Source organism: Rivibacter subsaxonicus (assembly GCF_004217215.1).
Classification (GTDB): domain Bacteria; phylum Pseudomonadota; class Gammaproteobacteria; order Burkholderiales; family Burkholderiaceae_C; genus Rivibacter; species Rivibacter subsaxonicus.
The window spans coordinates 539,874-553,461 of sequence record NZ_SHKP01000005.1 but is presented as its reverse complement, the minus strand read 5'-3'; the positions used below and the strand labels follow the sequence as shown (position 1 = coordinate 553,461).

At 69.2% G+C, this 13,588-nt stretch carries 15 protein-coding genes; 3 read left to right on the top strand and 12 right to left on the bottom strand.

Features of this window, described 5'->3' with window-relative positions; translation table 11 throughout:
* Nucleotides 1-57 precede the first annotated feature (57 nt).
* The 9 genes from EV670_RS08530 to EV670_RS08490 all read right to left on the bottom strand — a co-directional run bounded on the left by EV670_RS08530 (nucleotide 58) and on the right by EV670_RS08490 (nucleotide 7,644).
* Nucleotides 58-243, bottom strand: coding sequence for a hypothetical protein (locus EV670_RS08530; protein ID WP_130431411.1), 186 nt, complete (start codon nucleotides 241-243; stop codon nucleotides 58-60).
* Nucleotides 244-286: 43 nt separating this feature from the next.
* Nucleotides 287-1,087, bottom strand: coding sequence for an MBL fold metallo-hydrolase (locus EV670_RS08525; RefSeq protein ID WP_130431410.1), 801 nt, complete (start codon nucleotides 1,085-1,087; stop codon nucleotides 287-289).
* 216 nt (nucleotides 1,088-1,303) lie between these two features.
* A complete protein-coding gene (locus EV670_RS08520) occupies nucleotides 1,304-1,984 on the bottom strand; it encodes an FHA domain-containing protein (RefSeq protein WP_130431409.1) in 681 nt (226 codons plus the stop codon).
* A gap of 70 nt (nucleotides 1,985-2,054) precedes the next feature.
* Entirely contained in the window at nucleotides 2,055-2,861 is an 807-nt protein-coding gene (locus EV670_RS08515; protein ID WP_242616883.1) for a Stp1/IreP family PP2C-type Ser/Thr phosphatase, read from the bottom strand.
* A 49-nt stretch (nucleotides 2,862-2,910) separates the two neighbouring features.
* Complete coding sequence (locus EV670_RS08510; protein WP_130431408.1) at nucleotides 2,911-4,023, bottom strand: serine/threonine-protein kinase; 1,113 nt, start codon at nucleotides 4,021-4,023, stop codon at nucleotides 2,911-2,913.
* 20 nt (nucleotides 4,024-4,043) lie between these two features.
* Nucleotides 4,044-4,760 (bottom strand): TerC family protein, encoded by a 717-nt coding sequence (locus tag EV670_RS08505; RefSeq protein WP_130431407.1) that lies wholly within the window; start codon nucleotides 4,758-4,760, stop codon nucleotides 4,044-4,046.
* 138 nt (nucleotides 4,761-4,898) lie between these two features.
* Nucleotides 4,899-5,792: a succinate--CoA ligase subunit alpha gene (sucD, locus tag EV670_RS08500; protein WP_130431406.1), complete on the bottom strand. Its 894-nt coding sequence runs from the start codon at nucleotides 5,790-5,792 to the stop codon at nucleotides 4,899-4,901.
* Nucleotides 5,793-5,809: 17 nt separating this feature from the next.
* Nucleotides 5,810-6,970, bottom strand: coding sequence for an ADP-forming succinate--CoA ligase subunit beta (sucC, locus tag EV670_RS08495; RefSeq protein ID WP_130431405.1), 1,161 nt, complete (start codon nucleotides 6,968-6,970; stop codon nucleotides 5,810-5,812).
* Between the two features lie 65 nt (nucleotides 6,971-7,035).
* On the bottom strand, nucleotides 7,036-7,644 hold the full coding sequence (locus tag EV670_RS08490; protein WP_130431404.1) for a DUF2889 domain-containing protein: 609 nt from the start codon (nucleotides 7,642-7,644) through the stop codon (nucleotides 7,036-7,038).
* Between the two features lie 151 nt (nucleotides 7,645-7,795).
* On the opposite strand from EV670_RS08490, the gene argC reads away from it, so the two are divergent.
* Nucleotides 7,796-8,731, top strand: a complete 936-nt coding sequence (gene argC, locus EV670_RS08485; RefSeq protein ID WP_130431403.1) for an N-acetyl-gamma-glutamyl-phosphate reductase — start codon at nucleotides 7,796-7,798, stop codon at nucleotides 8,729-8,731.
* A 9-nt stretch (nucleotides 8,732-8,740) separates the two neighbouring features.
* Here the strand turns inward: argC and EV670_RS08480 are convergent, their stop codons facing one another.
* The 3 genes from EV670_RS08480 to recA all read right to left on the bottom strand — a co-directional run bounded on the left by EV670_RS08480 (nucleotide 8,741) and on the right by recA (nucleotide 11,074).
* Nucleotides 8,741-9,259, bottom strand: coding sequence for a regulatory protein RecX (locus EV670_RS08480; protein ID WP_130431402.1), 519 nt, complete (start codon nucleotides 9,257-9,259; stop codon nucleotides 8,741-8,743).
* 355 nt (nucleotides 9,260-9,614) lie between these two features.
* On the bottom strand, nucleotides 9,615-10,037 hold the full coding sequence (locus tag EV670_RS08475) for a nuclear transport factor 2 family protein (protein WP_130431401.1): 423 nt from the start codon (nucleotides 10,035-10,037) through the stop codon (nucleotides 9,615-9,617).
* 5 nt (nucleotides 10,038-10,042) lie between these two features.
* Nucleotides 10,043-11,074, bottom strand: a complete 1,032-nt coding sequence (gene recA, locus EV670_RS08470) for a recombinase RecA (protein WP_130431400.1) — start codon at nucleotides 11,072-11,074, stop codon at nucleotides 10,043-10,045.
* A 139-nt stretch (nucleotides 11,075-11,213) separates the two neighbouring features.
* On the opposite strand from recA, the gene EV670_RS08465 reads away from it, so the two are divergent.
* Nucleotides 11,214-11,885: a response regulator gene (locus EV670_RS08465; RefSeq protein WP_130431399.1), complete on the top strand. Its 672-nt coding sequence runs from the start codon at nucleotides 11,214-11,216 to the stop codon at nucleotides 11,883-11,885.
* A 148-nt stretch (nucleotides 11,886-12,033) separates the two neighbouring features.
* Nucleotides 12,034-13,548 (top strand): sensor histidine kinase, encoded by a 1,515-nt coding sequence (locus EV670_RS08460; RefSeq protein ID WP_130431398.1) that lies wholly within the window; start codon nucleotides 12,034-12,036, stop codon nucleotides 13,546-13,548.
* The last annotated feature ends 40 nt before the right edge of the window (nucleotides 13,549-13,588 follow it).

Below are 13,588 nucleotides of genomic sequence, written 5' to 3'. Positions count from 1 at the left end.
CTCACCGTGGCGCCGAGCGTCACCGCGGCGGCGCGCCTGACACGGCGGGTCGGGCGTTCAGCGCCTGGCGCGCGCCTTGCCGGCCCCGCTCGCCGCGACCGCCTTGCCAAAGGCCGCCGCCACGAGCTTGCGCTCGAGGTCGATCAGCACCGTGTCGGCATGGACGGCACCGCCGATGCGGCGGGCATTTTCGAGTGCGCGCAAGGCGCGGGCGAGGAGCGGGGACGCAGGAGTCTGTTTCATCGGACGGACCTCTTCCGGGCAATCCGCTCGAGCGAGCGCGGACTCACAGGCTGAACACCTGCCCCGCTTGCAGCAGTGCCACGTGATGCCTGCGTTCGACCGCGTGGATCTGCGCGATCACGGCCTCGGCCTCGCCCGGCTTGGGATGGGTGATGTGCACGGTCACCGCGCCATCGAGGCGCTTCAGTTCGGCGGCCAGCGTGCCGGGCGCGTGGTGGCCCGAGACTTCGGCGAGCGCACGCTCCTCGTCGGCAAAGGCGGTCTCGATGACCAGGTGCGCGATGCGCTGGCCGGACAGCGCCGTCCATAGCGCAGGGTTGGGGCCGGTGTCGCCGGTGTAGACCCAGAGGCCCGTGGTCGTCTCGACCGCGAAGCCGACCGCCGGCACGGTGTGCGCCGCCGGCAGCACGCGCACCGTGCGGGCACGCTCGCCACGGCCCAGCGTCAGGCGCTGGCCGACAGCGATTTCGTGCAGGCTCAGGATCGGCCAGTCGCGGCTCGGCAGCGCGGTGAAGTCGGGCCACAGGTCGCCGTTGAACAGGTGCGTGCGCAGCGCGTGCAGCGTGGCCGGCAGGGCATGCACGCGGATCGGCCCGCGCTCGGGCTGCTGCAGGCGCCGACGCATCACCGAGTCGGCCAGCAGCGGGATCGCGAGCACGTGGTCGAGGTGCGAGTGCGAGACGAGGATGTCGTCGATCGCCACCATCTGCTCGAGCGTCAGGTCGCCGACGCCGGTGCCGGCGTCGATCAGGGTGTGCTCGTCGAGCAGGAAGGCGGTGGTGCGGCAGCCGGCGGCAATCGAGCCGGAGCAGCCAAGCACCTGGATGCGGAGAGCGGAACTCATTGCGCCCATGGTGCCACCGCGCGGCAGCGCTCAGCGTGAGCCGGCGTGCCGTCTGTCACACGGTGTGCGGATAGCCGACGCTGGCCCCCGCAGCCGAGGGTTGATTCGTGAGGTGCTACCGACGGCGTCGGCCGTTCAGCGGCCTTCATGCCGCTCGCAGAGCTCGCGTCCTTCGTGCCGTCCAAGCCCGCGCAGGCGGGCTTGGAGCCGCGGCACTCAGCCCTGCACGAACTGCATCTGGGTGCCGGCCAGCTCGATCACGTCGCCGCTCTTGAGGTAGACCGGCTCGCCCTGCACCGGGCTGCCGTTGACCGTGGGCCGCGCGCTGCCTTCGACGTGGGCAAAGACGTAGCCGCCCGGGCGCTTGGTGATCGACGCGACCTGCACGCCGGGCTTGCCGACGGTGGTGACGACCTTGGTCAGCGCCACTTCGCGCCCGGCCGCGGCGCCGTTGAGCACCTTGATCGCCGCCGTGCTCGGCGCGCCGCCGAGGCTGCCGAAGCCGGAGGCCCCGCCGGTGCTGGTGTTCGCAAAGGCCGGAGCCCCTGCAGCAGCCGCGGTGCCGAAGGCGCCGGGCTTGATGATCATGGTCTTCTCGTAGTCGGTGTGCTCGCCGGTCAGGTACTTGATCTTGTACTTGCCGATCTCGACCGTGTCGTTGTGCTGCAGCAGCTGCTTCTTGATCGCCTTGCCGTTGATGTAGGTGCCGTTGGTGCTGTTGATGTCTTCGATGAAGACATCGCCGCCCACCATCTGCAGCACGGCGTGCTCGCCGCTGACGGCGAGGTTGTCGATCACGATGTCGTTGTAGGGCCGGCGGCCGAGCGTCGTCTTGTCCTTGGTGATCTGGACTTCCTTGATGACGACCCCGTCGAGTGAAACGACCAGCTTGCCCATGCGCCTGTCCCTGCCTCTGCTGTTGTCTCTGCTGTTCTAAGCCCGCACCGACCGGGCGCCTCGCACCGCCTCAGCGACGAAAGGGCCACCAGCCACGCGCCGACGACGAGTTGGCGTGGGCGCGCACCAGGATCACCGATATGTTATCCCGCCCACCCGCATCGTTGGCCGCATCGACGAGGGCCTGCGCTGCCTCGGGCAAAGCGTCGTGGTCGAGCAACAGCTGGGCCATCTGCGGGTCGCTCAGCATGTCCGAGAGACCGTCGGAGCAAAGCAACAGGGTGTCGCCGCCGCGCATCTCGTGCAGGTGCGTCTCGAGCAGCACGGTGTCTTCGACGCCGACCGCGCGCGTGACCAGGTTGCGGTGCTGCGACATCGCCGCCTGCTCGGGGCTCAGCAGGCCGGCGTCGATCTGCTCCTGCAGCAGCGAGTGGTCGCGCGTGATCTGCACCAGTTCGTCGTCGCGCCAGCGGTAGACGCGCGAGTCGCCCACGTGGCCGACCAGCACCCGGCTTTCGCGCATCACCGCGAGCAGCAGCGTGGTGCCCATGCCGGCGTACTGCGGATTGGAGTTGGCGGCGTTGAAGATCGCGCGATTGGCGTTCTCCACGCAGATGTCCATCGCGCGACGCACGTCGGCGTCGGTGGCCTGGGCGGTGGCCTCGGTCAGCCAGCGGCCGAGTTCGGCCTTGATGAAGGAGGTGGCCATGCCGCTGGCGACCTCGCCGGCGTTGTAGCCGCCCATGCCATCGGCCAGCACCGCGAGCAACGCCGTCTCGTCGACGGCGACCGAGTCTTCGTTGTTGTTGCGCGAGCGGCCGGTGTCGGTGGCACAGAAGAACTCGAAGCGCAGCAGGGGCAGTGCGGCAGCGGACATGGGTGTGGTCTTGGCGACGGCGCGTCTTGGTGCGGCCTGGGCTCGGTGGCTAGCGATTGTGCCCGGGCGTCGGTGGCGGCGGCGCGTCGAATTCCACACCGGCCGGCCCCGGGTCGTGGGGCGGGGACTCCAGGTTCGCGCCCAGGCCGGCCAGCACGGCGCGTAGGTCGGCGGCGAGCTCGCGGCCGGTGGTGTAGCGGGTCTCGGGACGCTTCTGCAGCGCCAGCGCAACGACATCGGCCAGCATGGCGGGCAGTTCCGGGCGCAGTTCGCGCACGTCGGGCGGGGTTTCGCTGGCGATCGCTCGCACCAGCGACGCCATCGAGCCGCCTTCGAAGGGCAGGCGGCCGGTGAGCAGCTGGAACAGCGTGACGCCGAGCGAATAGAGGTCGCTGCGGCCGTCGACGCGCTCGCCGGCCATCTGCTCGGGCGACATGAAGCTCGGCGTGCCTAGCACGAGCCCGGTGCGGGTGTTGGTGGCGTCGGCGATGTGGGCGATGCCGAAGTCGGTCAGCTTGACCGAGTCACGCGCGAAGTCGACCATGATGTTGGCCGGCTTGACGTCGCGGTGGGTCACGCCCTGGCGGTGCGCGAAGTCGAGCGCATCGGCCACCCGGGCCATGCAGCTCACGACCTGCGCCACCGGCAGCAGCGTGGCCGGCTGGGCGTTGGCGCTGAGATCCTGGCCCGAGAGCAGTTCCATCGCGATGAAGGCCAGGCCGCCGTCCTCGCCCGCCTCGTAGACGCGCACGATGCCCTCGTGGCGCAGGCGGCCGGCCATCTCGGCTTCGCGGAAGAAGCGGGTGCGCGCCTCGGCCAGCGCCTCGCCGTGGAACTCGCGCGACAGCGCCATCGTCTTGAGCGCCACCGGCTGGCCGCTGTCGTCGGCGATGCCGAGCATCACGCTGCCCATCGCGCCGCGGCCGAGTTCGCGCTCGATGCGGTAGCGGCCGAGGCGCTTGCCGGGCGCGGTGGCCAGCGCCATGTCGAGGATGGTGTCGCCGCGGCCCTCGCCCAGCTGGGTGTCGGCGTAGGTGGTCGAGGCGTAGCCGGTCGCGCCGGGTACCGGCGGCAGGCGCCGGGCCTGGCGGCGCTGCAACCACCAGACCAGAACGCCGGCGCAACCCAGGGCGAGGCCGGCGATCGCGATGTAGGTCAGCATCGGTCCGGCGGTGCCCGCGCTCAGACCGGGGTCGCCGGATCTGCGCTGGCCGGGCGGCGGGCGGCGATCAGCTTGCCGAGCGCCAGCACCAGCAGCGCGCCGCCAATCCCGAAGGCGTACTTGAGGGTGTCGGTCGGCTCGAAGAAGCGCGCCAGCGCGGGGTCGGTCACCGACATCGTGCCGGCGATCCAGCCGAGCAGCATGGCGCCCGCGGTGATGATGAACGGGAAGCGGTCCATCAGCTTGATCACCAGCTGGCTGCCCCAGACGATGATCGGGATGCTGACCAGCAGGCCGAAGATCACCAGCGGCATCTGGTGCTCGCCACCGGCCGCCTCGGCCGCGCCGGCGATCGCGATCACGTTATCAACGCTCATCACGAGGTCGGCAATGATGATGGTCTTGATCGCGCCCCAGAGCCGGTCGCTGCCGGCGATGTTGGCGTGGCCGCCCTCGTCGTCGGGCACCATCAGCTTGATGCCGATCCAGATCAGCAGGATGCCGCCGACCAGCTTGAGGTAGGGAATCTTCAGCAGCGTCAGCGCGAAGAAGATCAGGATCACGCGCAGGATGATCGCGCCGGCCGTGCCCCACAGGATGCCCTTGGTGCGCAGGTCCGGCGGCAGCTTGCGGCAGGCCAGGGCGATGACGACCGCGTTGTCGCCGCCGAGCAGGATGTCGATCATGATGATCTGACCGACCGCGACCCAGAACTCGGGTGCCATGAACTGTTCCATGGAGGTTTCTCTTGTTCGTTGCAGGCTGAGCGCGCCAGTGTAGAAGCGGCCGGCGTGCGCCGGGTGCGTGGAATTACAGAGGCGGCAAGCAAAAAGGCCGCTCGCGCGGCCTCCGTTGCTGGCGGACCGGGCGCCGGATTACAGCAGACCCTTGAGCAGCTTGCCCATCTCCGAGGGATTGCGGGTGACGGTGAAGCCGCAGGCTTCCATGATCTCGAGCTTGGCGTCGGCGGTGTCGGCGCCGCCGCTGATCAGCGCGCCGGCGTGTCCCATGCGTTTGCCGGCCGGCGCGGTGACGCCGGCGATGAAGCCGACGATCGGCTTCTTCATGTTCGCCTTGCACCACATCGCGGCCTCGGCCTCGTCGGGGCCGCCGATCTCGCCGATCATGATCACCGCGTCGGTGTCCGGATCGTCGTTGAAGGCCTTCATCACGTCGATGTGCTTGAGGCCGTTGATCGGGTCGCCGCCGATGCCGACGGCCGAGCTCTGGCCGAGGCCGATCTCGGTGAGCTGCGCCACCGCCTCGTAGGTCAGCGTGCCCGAGCGCGAGACCACGCCGATGCGGCCCTTGCGGTGGATGTGGCCGGGCATGATGCCGATCTTGATCTCGTCGGGCGTGATCAGGCCAGGGCAGTTGGGGCCGAGCAGCAGCGTCTTCTTGCCGCCGGCGGCCTCCTTGGCCTTCATGCGGTTGCGCACCTCGAGCATGTCGCGGACCGGGATGCCCTCGGTGATGCAGATCGCCAGGTCGAGGTCGGCCTCGACCGCCTCCCAGATCGCCGCGGCGGCGCCGGCCGGCGGCACGTAGATCACGCTGACCGTCGCGCCGGTCTGGCCCGCGGCTTCCTTGACCGAGGCGTAGATCGGGATGCCCTCGAAGTCCTCGCCGGCCTTCTTCGGGTTGACGCCGGCGACGAAGCAGTTCTTGCCGTTGGCGTAGTCGCGGCAGCCGCGGGTGTGGAACTGGCCGGTCTTGCCGGTGATGCCCTGCGTGATGACGCGGGTGTCCTTGTTGATGTAGATCGACATGTCTTGTTCTCCTGGGCTTACTTGACGGCGGCGACGATCTTCGTCGCGGCCTCGGCCATGGTGTCGGCGCTGATGATGGGCAGGCCGCTGTCGGCCAGCATCTTCTTGCCCAGGTCCTCGTTGGTGCCCTTCATGCGGACCACCAGCGGCACGGAGAGATTGACCGCCTTGCAGGCGCTGATCACGCCCTCGGCGATGGTGTCGCATTTCATGATGCCGCCGAAGATGTTGACCAGGATGCCGCGCACCTCGGGGTTCTTCAGCATGATCTTGAAGGCCTCGGTGACCTTCTCGGCGGTGGCGCCGCCACCGACATCGAGAAAGTTCGCCGGCTCGCCGCCGAACAGCTTGATGGTGTCCATCGTCGCCATCGCCAGCCCGGCGCCGTTGACCAGGCAGCCGATGTTGCCGTCGAGCTGGATGTAGGCGAGGTCGAACTTGCTGGCCTCGATCTCGGCCGGATCTTCCTCGTCGAGATCGCGGTAGGCCACGATCTCCGGATGGCGAAACAGCGCGTTGGCGTCGAAGTTGAACTTGGCGTCGAGCGCGATCAGATTGCCCTTGCTGTCGCAGTTGAGCGGGTTGATCTCGACCAGAGAGGCGTCGGTGTCCATGTAGCACTTGTAGAGCTTCTGGAACAGGTCGACCGCCTGCGCGTGCGAGCCCTCGGGCAGGCCGATCGCCGTGGCGATCTTGCGCGCCTGCGCCTCGCCGAGGCCGGTCAGCGGATCGATCACCTCGGTGATGATCTTCTCGGGCGTGCTGTGGGCCACTTCCTCGATGTCCATGCCGCCTTCGCTGGAGGCGATGAAGGCGACCTTTTGCGACGCGCGGTCGGTGACCAGCGAGACGTAGTACTCCTTCTTGATATCGGCGCCTTCCTCGATGTAGAGGCGGCGGACCTTCTGGCCGGCCGCGCCGGTCTGGTGCGTCACCAGCTGCATGCCGAGGATCTGGCCGGCCAGGCTCTTGAGCTCGTCGATGCTCTTGCCGAGCTTGACGCCACCGCCCTTGCCGCGGCCGCCGGCGTGGATCTGCGCCTTGACCACCCAGACCGGGCCGCCGAGCTTCTGTGCGGCCTCGACGGCCTCCTGCACGGTGAAGGCGGGGATGCCGCGCGGCACCGGCACGCCGAACTGGCGCAGGATCTCCTTGCCTTGGTATTCGTGGATCTTCATGGGTGGACTTTCGCTGACGAAGAAAGAGAGGATTCGGGTGCGCTTCGAGCCGGCCGGGCCGTGACTCAGAGCGCGACAGGGGGCGGATTTTGCGCCGAGCCTTCGGCCGGGCGGGCGCGGTACCACTTGGGATAGTGCAGGCGCACCGCCTCGCCGTCGCTGCGCAGGGCGTGGCAGCGGTCGATCTGGAACGGCGGCGTGCCGTCGGCGCTGCCTTCGCGGGTGTCGAGCACCTCGCCGGCAAAGGCCTGGATCACCGCGGTCGGCAGCACCTGGCTCATCTCGGTGATGTGGGTGCAGCCCTGGGCGCCACCGAGCCGTTCCTTGACCGCGGCGCGGAAGCCCTTGAGCAGGTTCAGGCCCACCAGCCGGGCGTAGATGTCGCTGCCGTCGGGCCGCTCGTAGGCGTCGCAGTGGCCGGGGTAGGGCATCCAGAAGGTCTGGGCGCCGGCCGCGAGGATGTTGAGCCGGGTGTCGATCACCAGCCGCAGCAGCATCTCGTGCAGCGGCGTGCCGGCCGGACGCAGGCCGGCGGCCATCGGCAGGTCGCGCGTCTTGACGTCGATGAGCCGCGCGTCGACCTCCCACAGGCCATCGTCACGCGCAAAGATCTGCACGTCGATGCTGCGGCGGTGCTTGAGGCTTCGGGTGGGCGCGGCGGGCGGCAGGGCCATGGGGCAGACCGGCGGACGGTCGAGCGGCTGCGGTGCCTCGGGATGGGGCGGCAGCCAGAAGGATGCAAACTTTAGCATGGTGCACCGCACCAATCGGGCGCGTCGGCGCTAGCATTCGGCTCTTCCCTGCCTAGTCAACCGGCCAGCTGCCATGAATTCCAGAACTGCTCGAGTGTTCATCGACGGCGAAGCCGGCACCACCGGCCTGGGCATCCGCGAGCGCCTGCAGGGCGAAGCCGGCATCGAGCTGGTCAGCATCGACCCCACGCGGCGCAAGGACGCCGGCGCCAAGCGCGAGCTGATGGCCGGCGTCGACCTTGTGGTGCTGTGCCTGCACGACGACGCGGCGCGCGAATCGGCGGCGCTGGCCGATTCGCTTCCGGGCGGCGGGCCGAAGATCGTCGACGCCAGCACCGCGCACCGGGTCGCGCCGGACTGGGTCTATGGCTTTCCCGAGCTCGCGCCTGACCAGGCCCGCTCGGTGGCGGCCGCGCGGCGCGTGTCGAACCCCGGCTGCTATCCGACCGGCGCGATCGCGCTGCTGCGCCCGCTGGTCGACGCCGGCCTGCTGCCGGCCGACTACCCGGTGGCGGTGCACGCGGTCAGCGGCTACTCGGGCGGCGGGCGCTCGATGATCGAGGCCTACGAGGAGGGCAGCGCGCCTCCCTTCGAGCTCTACGGCCTCGGCCTGGAGCACAAGCATGTGCCCGAGATCCAGCGCTACGGTGGCCTCTCGCGGCGGCCGATCTTCGTGCCCAGCGTCGGCAACTTCCGTCAGGGCATGCTGGTCCAGGTGAGCCTGCATCTGGACCTGCTCAACGGCCGGCCGCAGCCCGGCGACCTGGAGGCGGCGCTGGCCGCGCGCTACGCCGGTGCCGAGTTCGTGCGCGTGGTGCCCGGATCGGAGCTGGCGGCCGAAGCCGGCAAGCTGGAACCGGAGGCGCTCAACGACAGCAACCGGCTCGAGCTGCGCGTCTACGGCAACGCCGCGCGCGGCCAGGCCCTGCTGGTGGCGCGCCTGGACAACCTGGGCAAGGGCGCTTCCGGCGCCGCGGTCCAGAACATGAGGCTGATGCTGGGGCGCTGACCGGCGCCTTCAGTCGTCGTCGCCCGAGCGGCCGCCGAGCACTCGGCGTACTACGTCAGCGCTGAAGCCGCGCGCAGCGAGGAATCGCTGCTGCTTCGCACGCGCCGCCGCGTTGATCGGCGGTCCATCGAAGCGCTTCGCCCACACCGCGCGCGCACGCTCGAACTCGCTGGCCTTGAGCGCCTGCGCGGCTTCGGCATCGAGTTCGACGCCATGCTGCGCCAACTCCTGGCGGATGCGCAGGTTGCCGAAGCGGGCGGCGCGAACATTGATTCGGGTTTCGACGAAACGCTCGACGCTGAGCAGGTCGCGCTGCACGAGCCAGTCGAGCAGGGGCTCGATCTCGGCCACGTCCGGCGCTGCCGCGGACGCCTCAGTCGCGCCCGGCACTGCACCGGCTTCGGCGAGCGCACGTTGCCGCCGCTCGATCCAGATGCGCAGCTTGCGCCGCAGCTCGACGCGGCTGTGCTCGCGCTGGGCGATCAGGCCCAGTGCCTTGGCCTTGAGTGATTGCGCAGCGCGCGCCATCGGGGCGTCGGGGCCTTCAACGCCGGCGCTGAGCCGACCGCGACGGCGGAATTGCGAAGCGGGTCGGCTCGAGCAACCTGTTAGACCTCAGACCAGGCGTGGGGACGCACGCACTATTTGGGCTTACACGTTGTTCTATAAACATATGCCAACCACCTTGGCACAAACAAGATTCCGACGATCGCAGCGACGCCCCAGAAAGCGAGAGCAACCAGGACCCACATCTCTCGATCCGTTGAGCCTTCTGACACTTCCAGCGCGATGACAAATCCGAGAACAGCTACCACCATCGCGAGAACTCGATACGAGGCGAGCCGGGTGCGGCGTTCACGGGAGAGCGGAGGATTCATGACGTCTAACTACTTGTCGGGCGCAGTGTCGCCGGCCGCGGCGGCAACCGCGTGCGGCCAGGCAAACCGTCGCGCCACGTGGGCGGTGTCTCGAAGGTCGCCCAGAACTCCTCGACAGCCGTGATCCGCCCTTCGGCATCGAAGCCGAAGAACGAGTTGGCATAGAAGCTCTGGGCGTCCTGATCGACGCGCACCAGGCTGTGGATTCGGCCATCGACCAGTTCGTCGACCGCCAGCAACTCGATGTGCCAGCCCTCGGGATAGGCCGCGTTGACGCCGACGATCGCGGCGGCGCCGGTGAAGCGCTCGCCGCTGGTCCACCAGTCGCACACGGCATCGGGCGCGAACAGGGCCTGGGCCGCGGCCCAGTCGCGCGCCTCGAAGGCCTGCCAGAGCCGGCGGACGCCGTCTTGCCGCGCCAGGCTCACTCGTGCTAGGCCCGCGGCGGCAGCAGCGAGATGCCGAGCGACTCGCGGACCTTGTTCTCGATCTCGTGCGCGATGTCGGGGTTCTCGCGCAGAAACTCGCGGCTGTTGTCCTTGCCCTGGCCGATCTTCTCGCCGTTGTAGGCGTACCAGGCGCCCGACTTCTCGACCACCTTGGCGATCACGCCCATGTCGATGATCTCGCCCTCGCGCGAGACGCCTTCGCCGAACAGGATGTCGAACTCGGCGGTCTTGAACGGCGGCGCGACCTTGTTCTTGACGACCTTGACCTTGGTCTCGTTGCCGATGACCTCTTCGCCTTTCTTGATGCTGCCGATGCGACGAATGTCGAGCCGCACCGAGGCGTAGAACTTGAGCGCGTTGCCACCGGTGGTGGTTTCGGGCGAGCCGAACATGACGCCGATCTTCATGCGGATCTGGTTGATGAAGATCACCATGCAGTTCGACTTCTTGATCGTCGCGGTCAGCTTGCGCAGCGCCTGGCTCATCAGGCGCGCCTGCAGGCCGGGCAGGCTGTCGCCCATTTCGCCTTCGAGCTCGGCCTTGGGCGTGAGCGCGGCGACCGAGTCGATGACGATCAGGTCGACCGAGCCCGAGCGCACCAGCGCGTCGACGATCTCGAGCGCCTGCTCGCCGGTGTCGGGCTGCGAGATCAGCAGTTCCTGCAGGTTGACGCCGAGCTTCTGCGCGTACTGCGAGTCGAGCGCGTGCTCGGCGTCGATGAAGGCGCAGGTGCCGGCCAGCTTTTGCATCTCTGAGATGACTTGCAGCGTCAGCGTGGTCTTGCCCGATGACTCGGGGCCGTAGATCTCGATCACCCGGCCGCGCGGCAGGCCGCCGACGCCGAGCGCGACATCAAGACCCAGCGAGCCGGTGGAGACGACCTCGATGTCGTCGATCACCTCGCCCTCGCCGAGCCGCATGATCGTGCCCTTGCCGAACTGCTTTTCAATCTGGGCGAGGGCGGCCGCCAGGGCCTTGGCTTTTTCGGTGTTCAGGGCTTTGACGGGGGCGTCCATGTGCGTGTCTCCAGGGCTTTCGCGGGCGGGTCTCGTTGCTGCCGATTATGGCCGAAGCTGGATGTTTGTACAGTGGTTTTAGCCCACCATTCGGGCGGCTCCCTACAATCGCCGACAAACAAGAGGAGACGGACCGGCCATGCGCATCCTCATCGCAGAAGACGACCAGGTGCTGGCCGACGGCCTGCTGCGCACCTTGCGCAAGGGCGGCTACGCGGTCGACCACGTGGCCTCCGGTTCGGAGGCCGACGCCGCGCTCGCCGATCACGAGTTCGACCTGGTGATCCTCGACCTGGGCCTGCCCAAGCTCAGCGGCCTGGAGGTGCTGCGCAACCTGCGCGCGCGCGGCTCGAGCCTGCCGGTGCTGATCCTCACCGCGGCCGACAGCGTGGAGCAGCGCGTCAAGGGCCTCGACCTCGGCGCCGACGACTACATGGCCAAGCCCTTCGCGCTGGCCGAGCTGGAGGCGCGGGTGCGCGCGCTCACCCGCCGCGGGCTGGGCACCGCCGCCACGCTGATCAAGCACGGGCCGCTGAGCTTCGACGCCACCGGCCGCGTGGCCTACCTCAACGAGCAGATGATCGAACTCTCGGCGCGCGAGCTCTCGCTGCTCGAGGTGTTGCTGCAGCGCTCCGGCCGCCTGGTCAGCAAGGACCAGCTGGTCGAGAAGCTCTGCGAGTGGGGCGACGAGGTCAGCAACAACGCGATCGAGGTCTACATCCACCGGCTGCGCAAGAAGATCGAGCATGGCCCGGTGCGCATCGCCACCGTGCGCGGGCTGGGCTATTGCCTGGAGAAGATCGCGCCGTGAGCGCACTCGGCGAGGGGCCCCGCCTTGGCGGGGATCGACGTAGCGCGAGCGGCGCCAGCGGCCGACCCCTCGAGCTCTGCATGCCACACGGCTGCGGAGGCCGCGTCGTGAGAGACGCCCGTCGCTGAGCCCTGAGCGACCCGCACCCATGCCGCATCGCCGCCAAGCCCGCGAACAGCGCTCCCTGTTCGGCGAGATCCTCGACTGGATGCTCGCCCCGCTACTGCTGCTGTGGCCGATGAGCGTGGCGCTCACCTGGCTGGTGGCGCAGGGCATCGCCAACCGTCCCTATGACCGCCTGCTCGGCGAGACCACGCGCGCCGTGGCGCGCCAGGTCGTGGTCGACAAGGTGGCGCCCGCCGGCGCGGCCGGCTTCACACTGGCGCCGGCGGCGGCCGCGCTGCTGCACGCCGACGAGGTCGACAGCATCTTCTACCAGGTGCTCGGCACGCGCGGCGAATTCCTGAGCGGCGACCGCTCGCTGCCGGTACCGACGGACGAGGCGCCCGCGGCGCCCGGCGAACTCCGCTTTCGCGACGACGAGTTGCACGGCGAGCCGGTGCGCGTGGCCTACCTGTGGGCCGACCTGCCGGGCGTGAGCGCCGAGCAGGCGCCGCTGGTGCAGGTGGCCGAGACGCTTGGCAAGCGCTCGCAGCTGGCCACCGAGATCATCAAGGGCGTGATGCTGCCGCAGTTCGTGATCCTGCCGGTGGCGGTGCTGCTGGTGTGGCTGGCACTGGCGCGCGGCATCGCGCCGCTGGGCGAGCTGCAGCACCGCATCCGCCGCCGCGCGGCCGACGACCTGAGCCCGATCGACGAGCGCCAGGCGCCCGAAGAGGTGGCGCCGCTGGTGCGCGCGATCAACGACCTGCTGGCGCGGCTCGACGATTCCTTCGCGAGCCAGAAGCGCTTCCTGGCCGACGCCGCGCACCAGCTCAAGACCCCGCTGGCCGGGCTGCGCATGCAGGCCGAGCTGGCCCAGCGCGAGATCGACCTCGGCGAGCGCGAGCCCGAGGCGCTCAAGCGCTCGCTGCAGCAGATCGCGCTGTCCAGCCAGCGCGCGGCCCACATGGTGAACCAGCTGCTGGCGATGGCGCGCGCCGAGGATCGGCAGCTCGCCAGCAGCGCCGAGCCGGTCGACCTGGCACGCCTGGCGACCGAAACGGTGCGCGACTTCGTGCCGCGCGCGCTCGAGCACCGCATCGACCTCGGCTACGAAGGGCCGCAGGGTCGCCCGGCCATCGTGCTCGGCCATGCGCTGCTGCTGCGCGAGCTGATCCGCAACCTGGTCGACAACGCGCTGCAGTACACGCCGCGCGGCGGCACGGTGACGGTGCGCGTGATCGGCGATCCCTTCGGCCAGGTGGTCGTGCTGCAGGTCGAGGACTCCGGCCCCGGCATTCCCGCGGCCGAGCGCGAGCTCGTGTTCCAGCCCTTCTACCGGGCGCTCGGCACCAACGTCGACGGCTCCGGGCTCGGCCTCACGATCGTGCGCGAGATCGCCCAGCGCCACGACGCAAGTCTCAGCCTCGAGGACGCGAACAAGGCGGCCGGCGCCGGCGGCCCCGGAGCGCTGTTCACGCTGCGCTTCCAGGCCGCGCCGCCCGATAAGTCCGACCTGCGCGAACTCGAGATCGATCCGAACGAGGTGCATCCGCTGTAGAAGCAAAACCCCTAGGGCCGGAAGGTGTTGTCGCCACCGG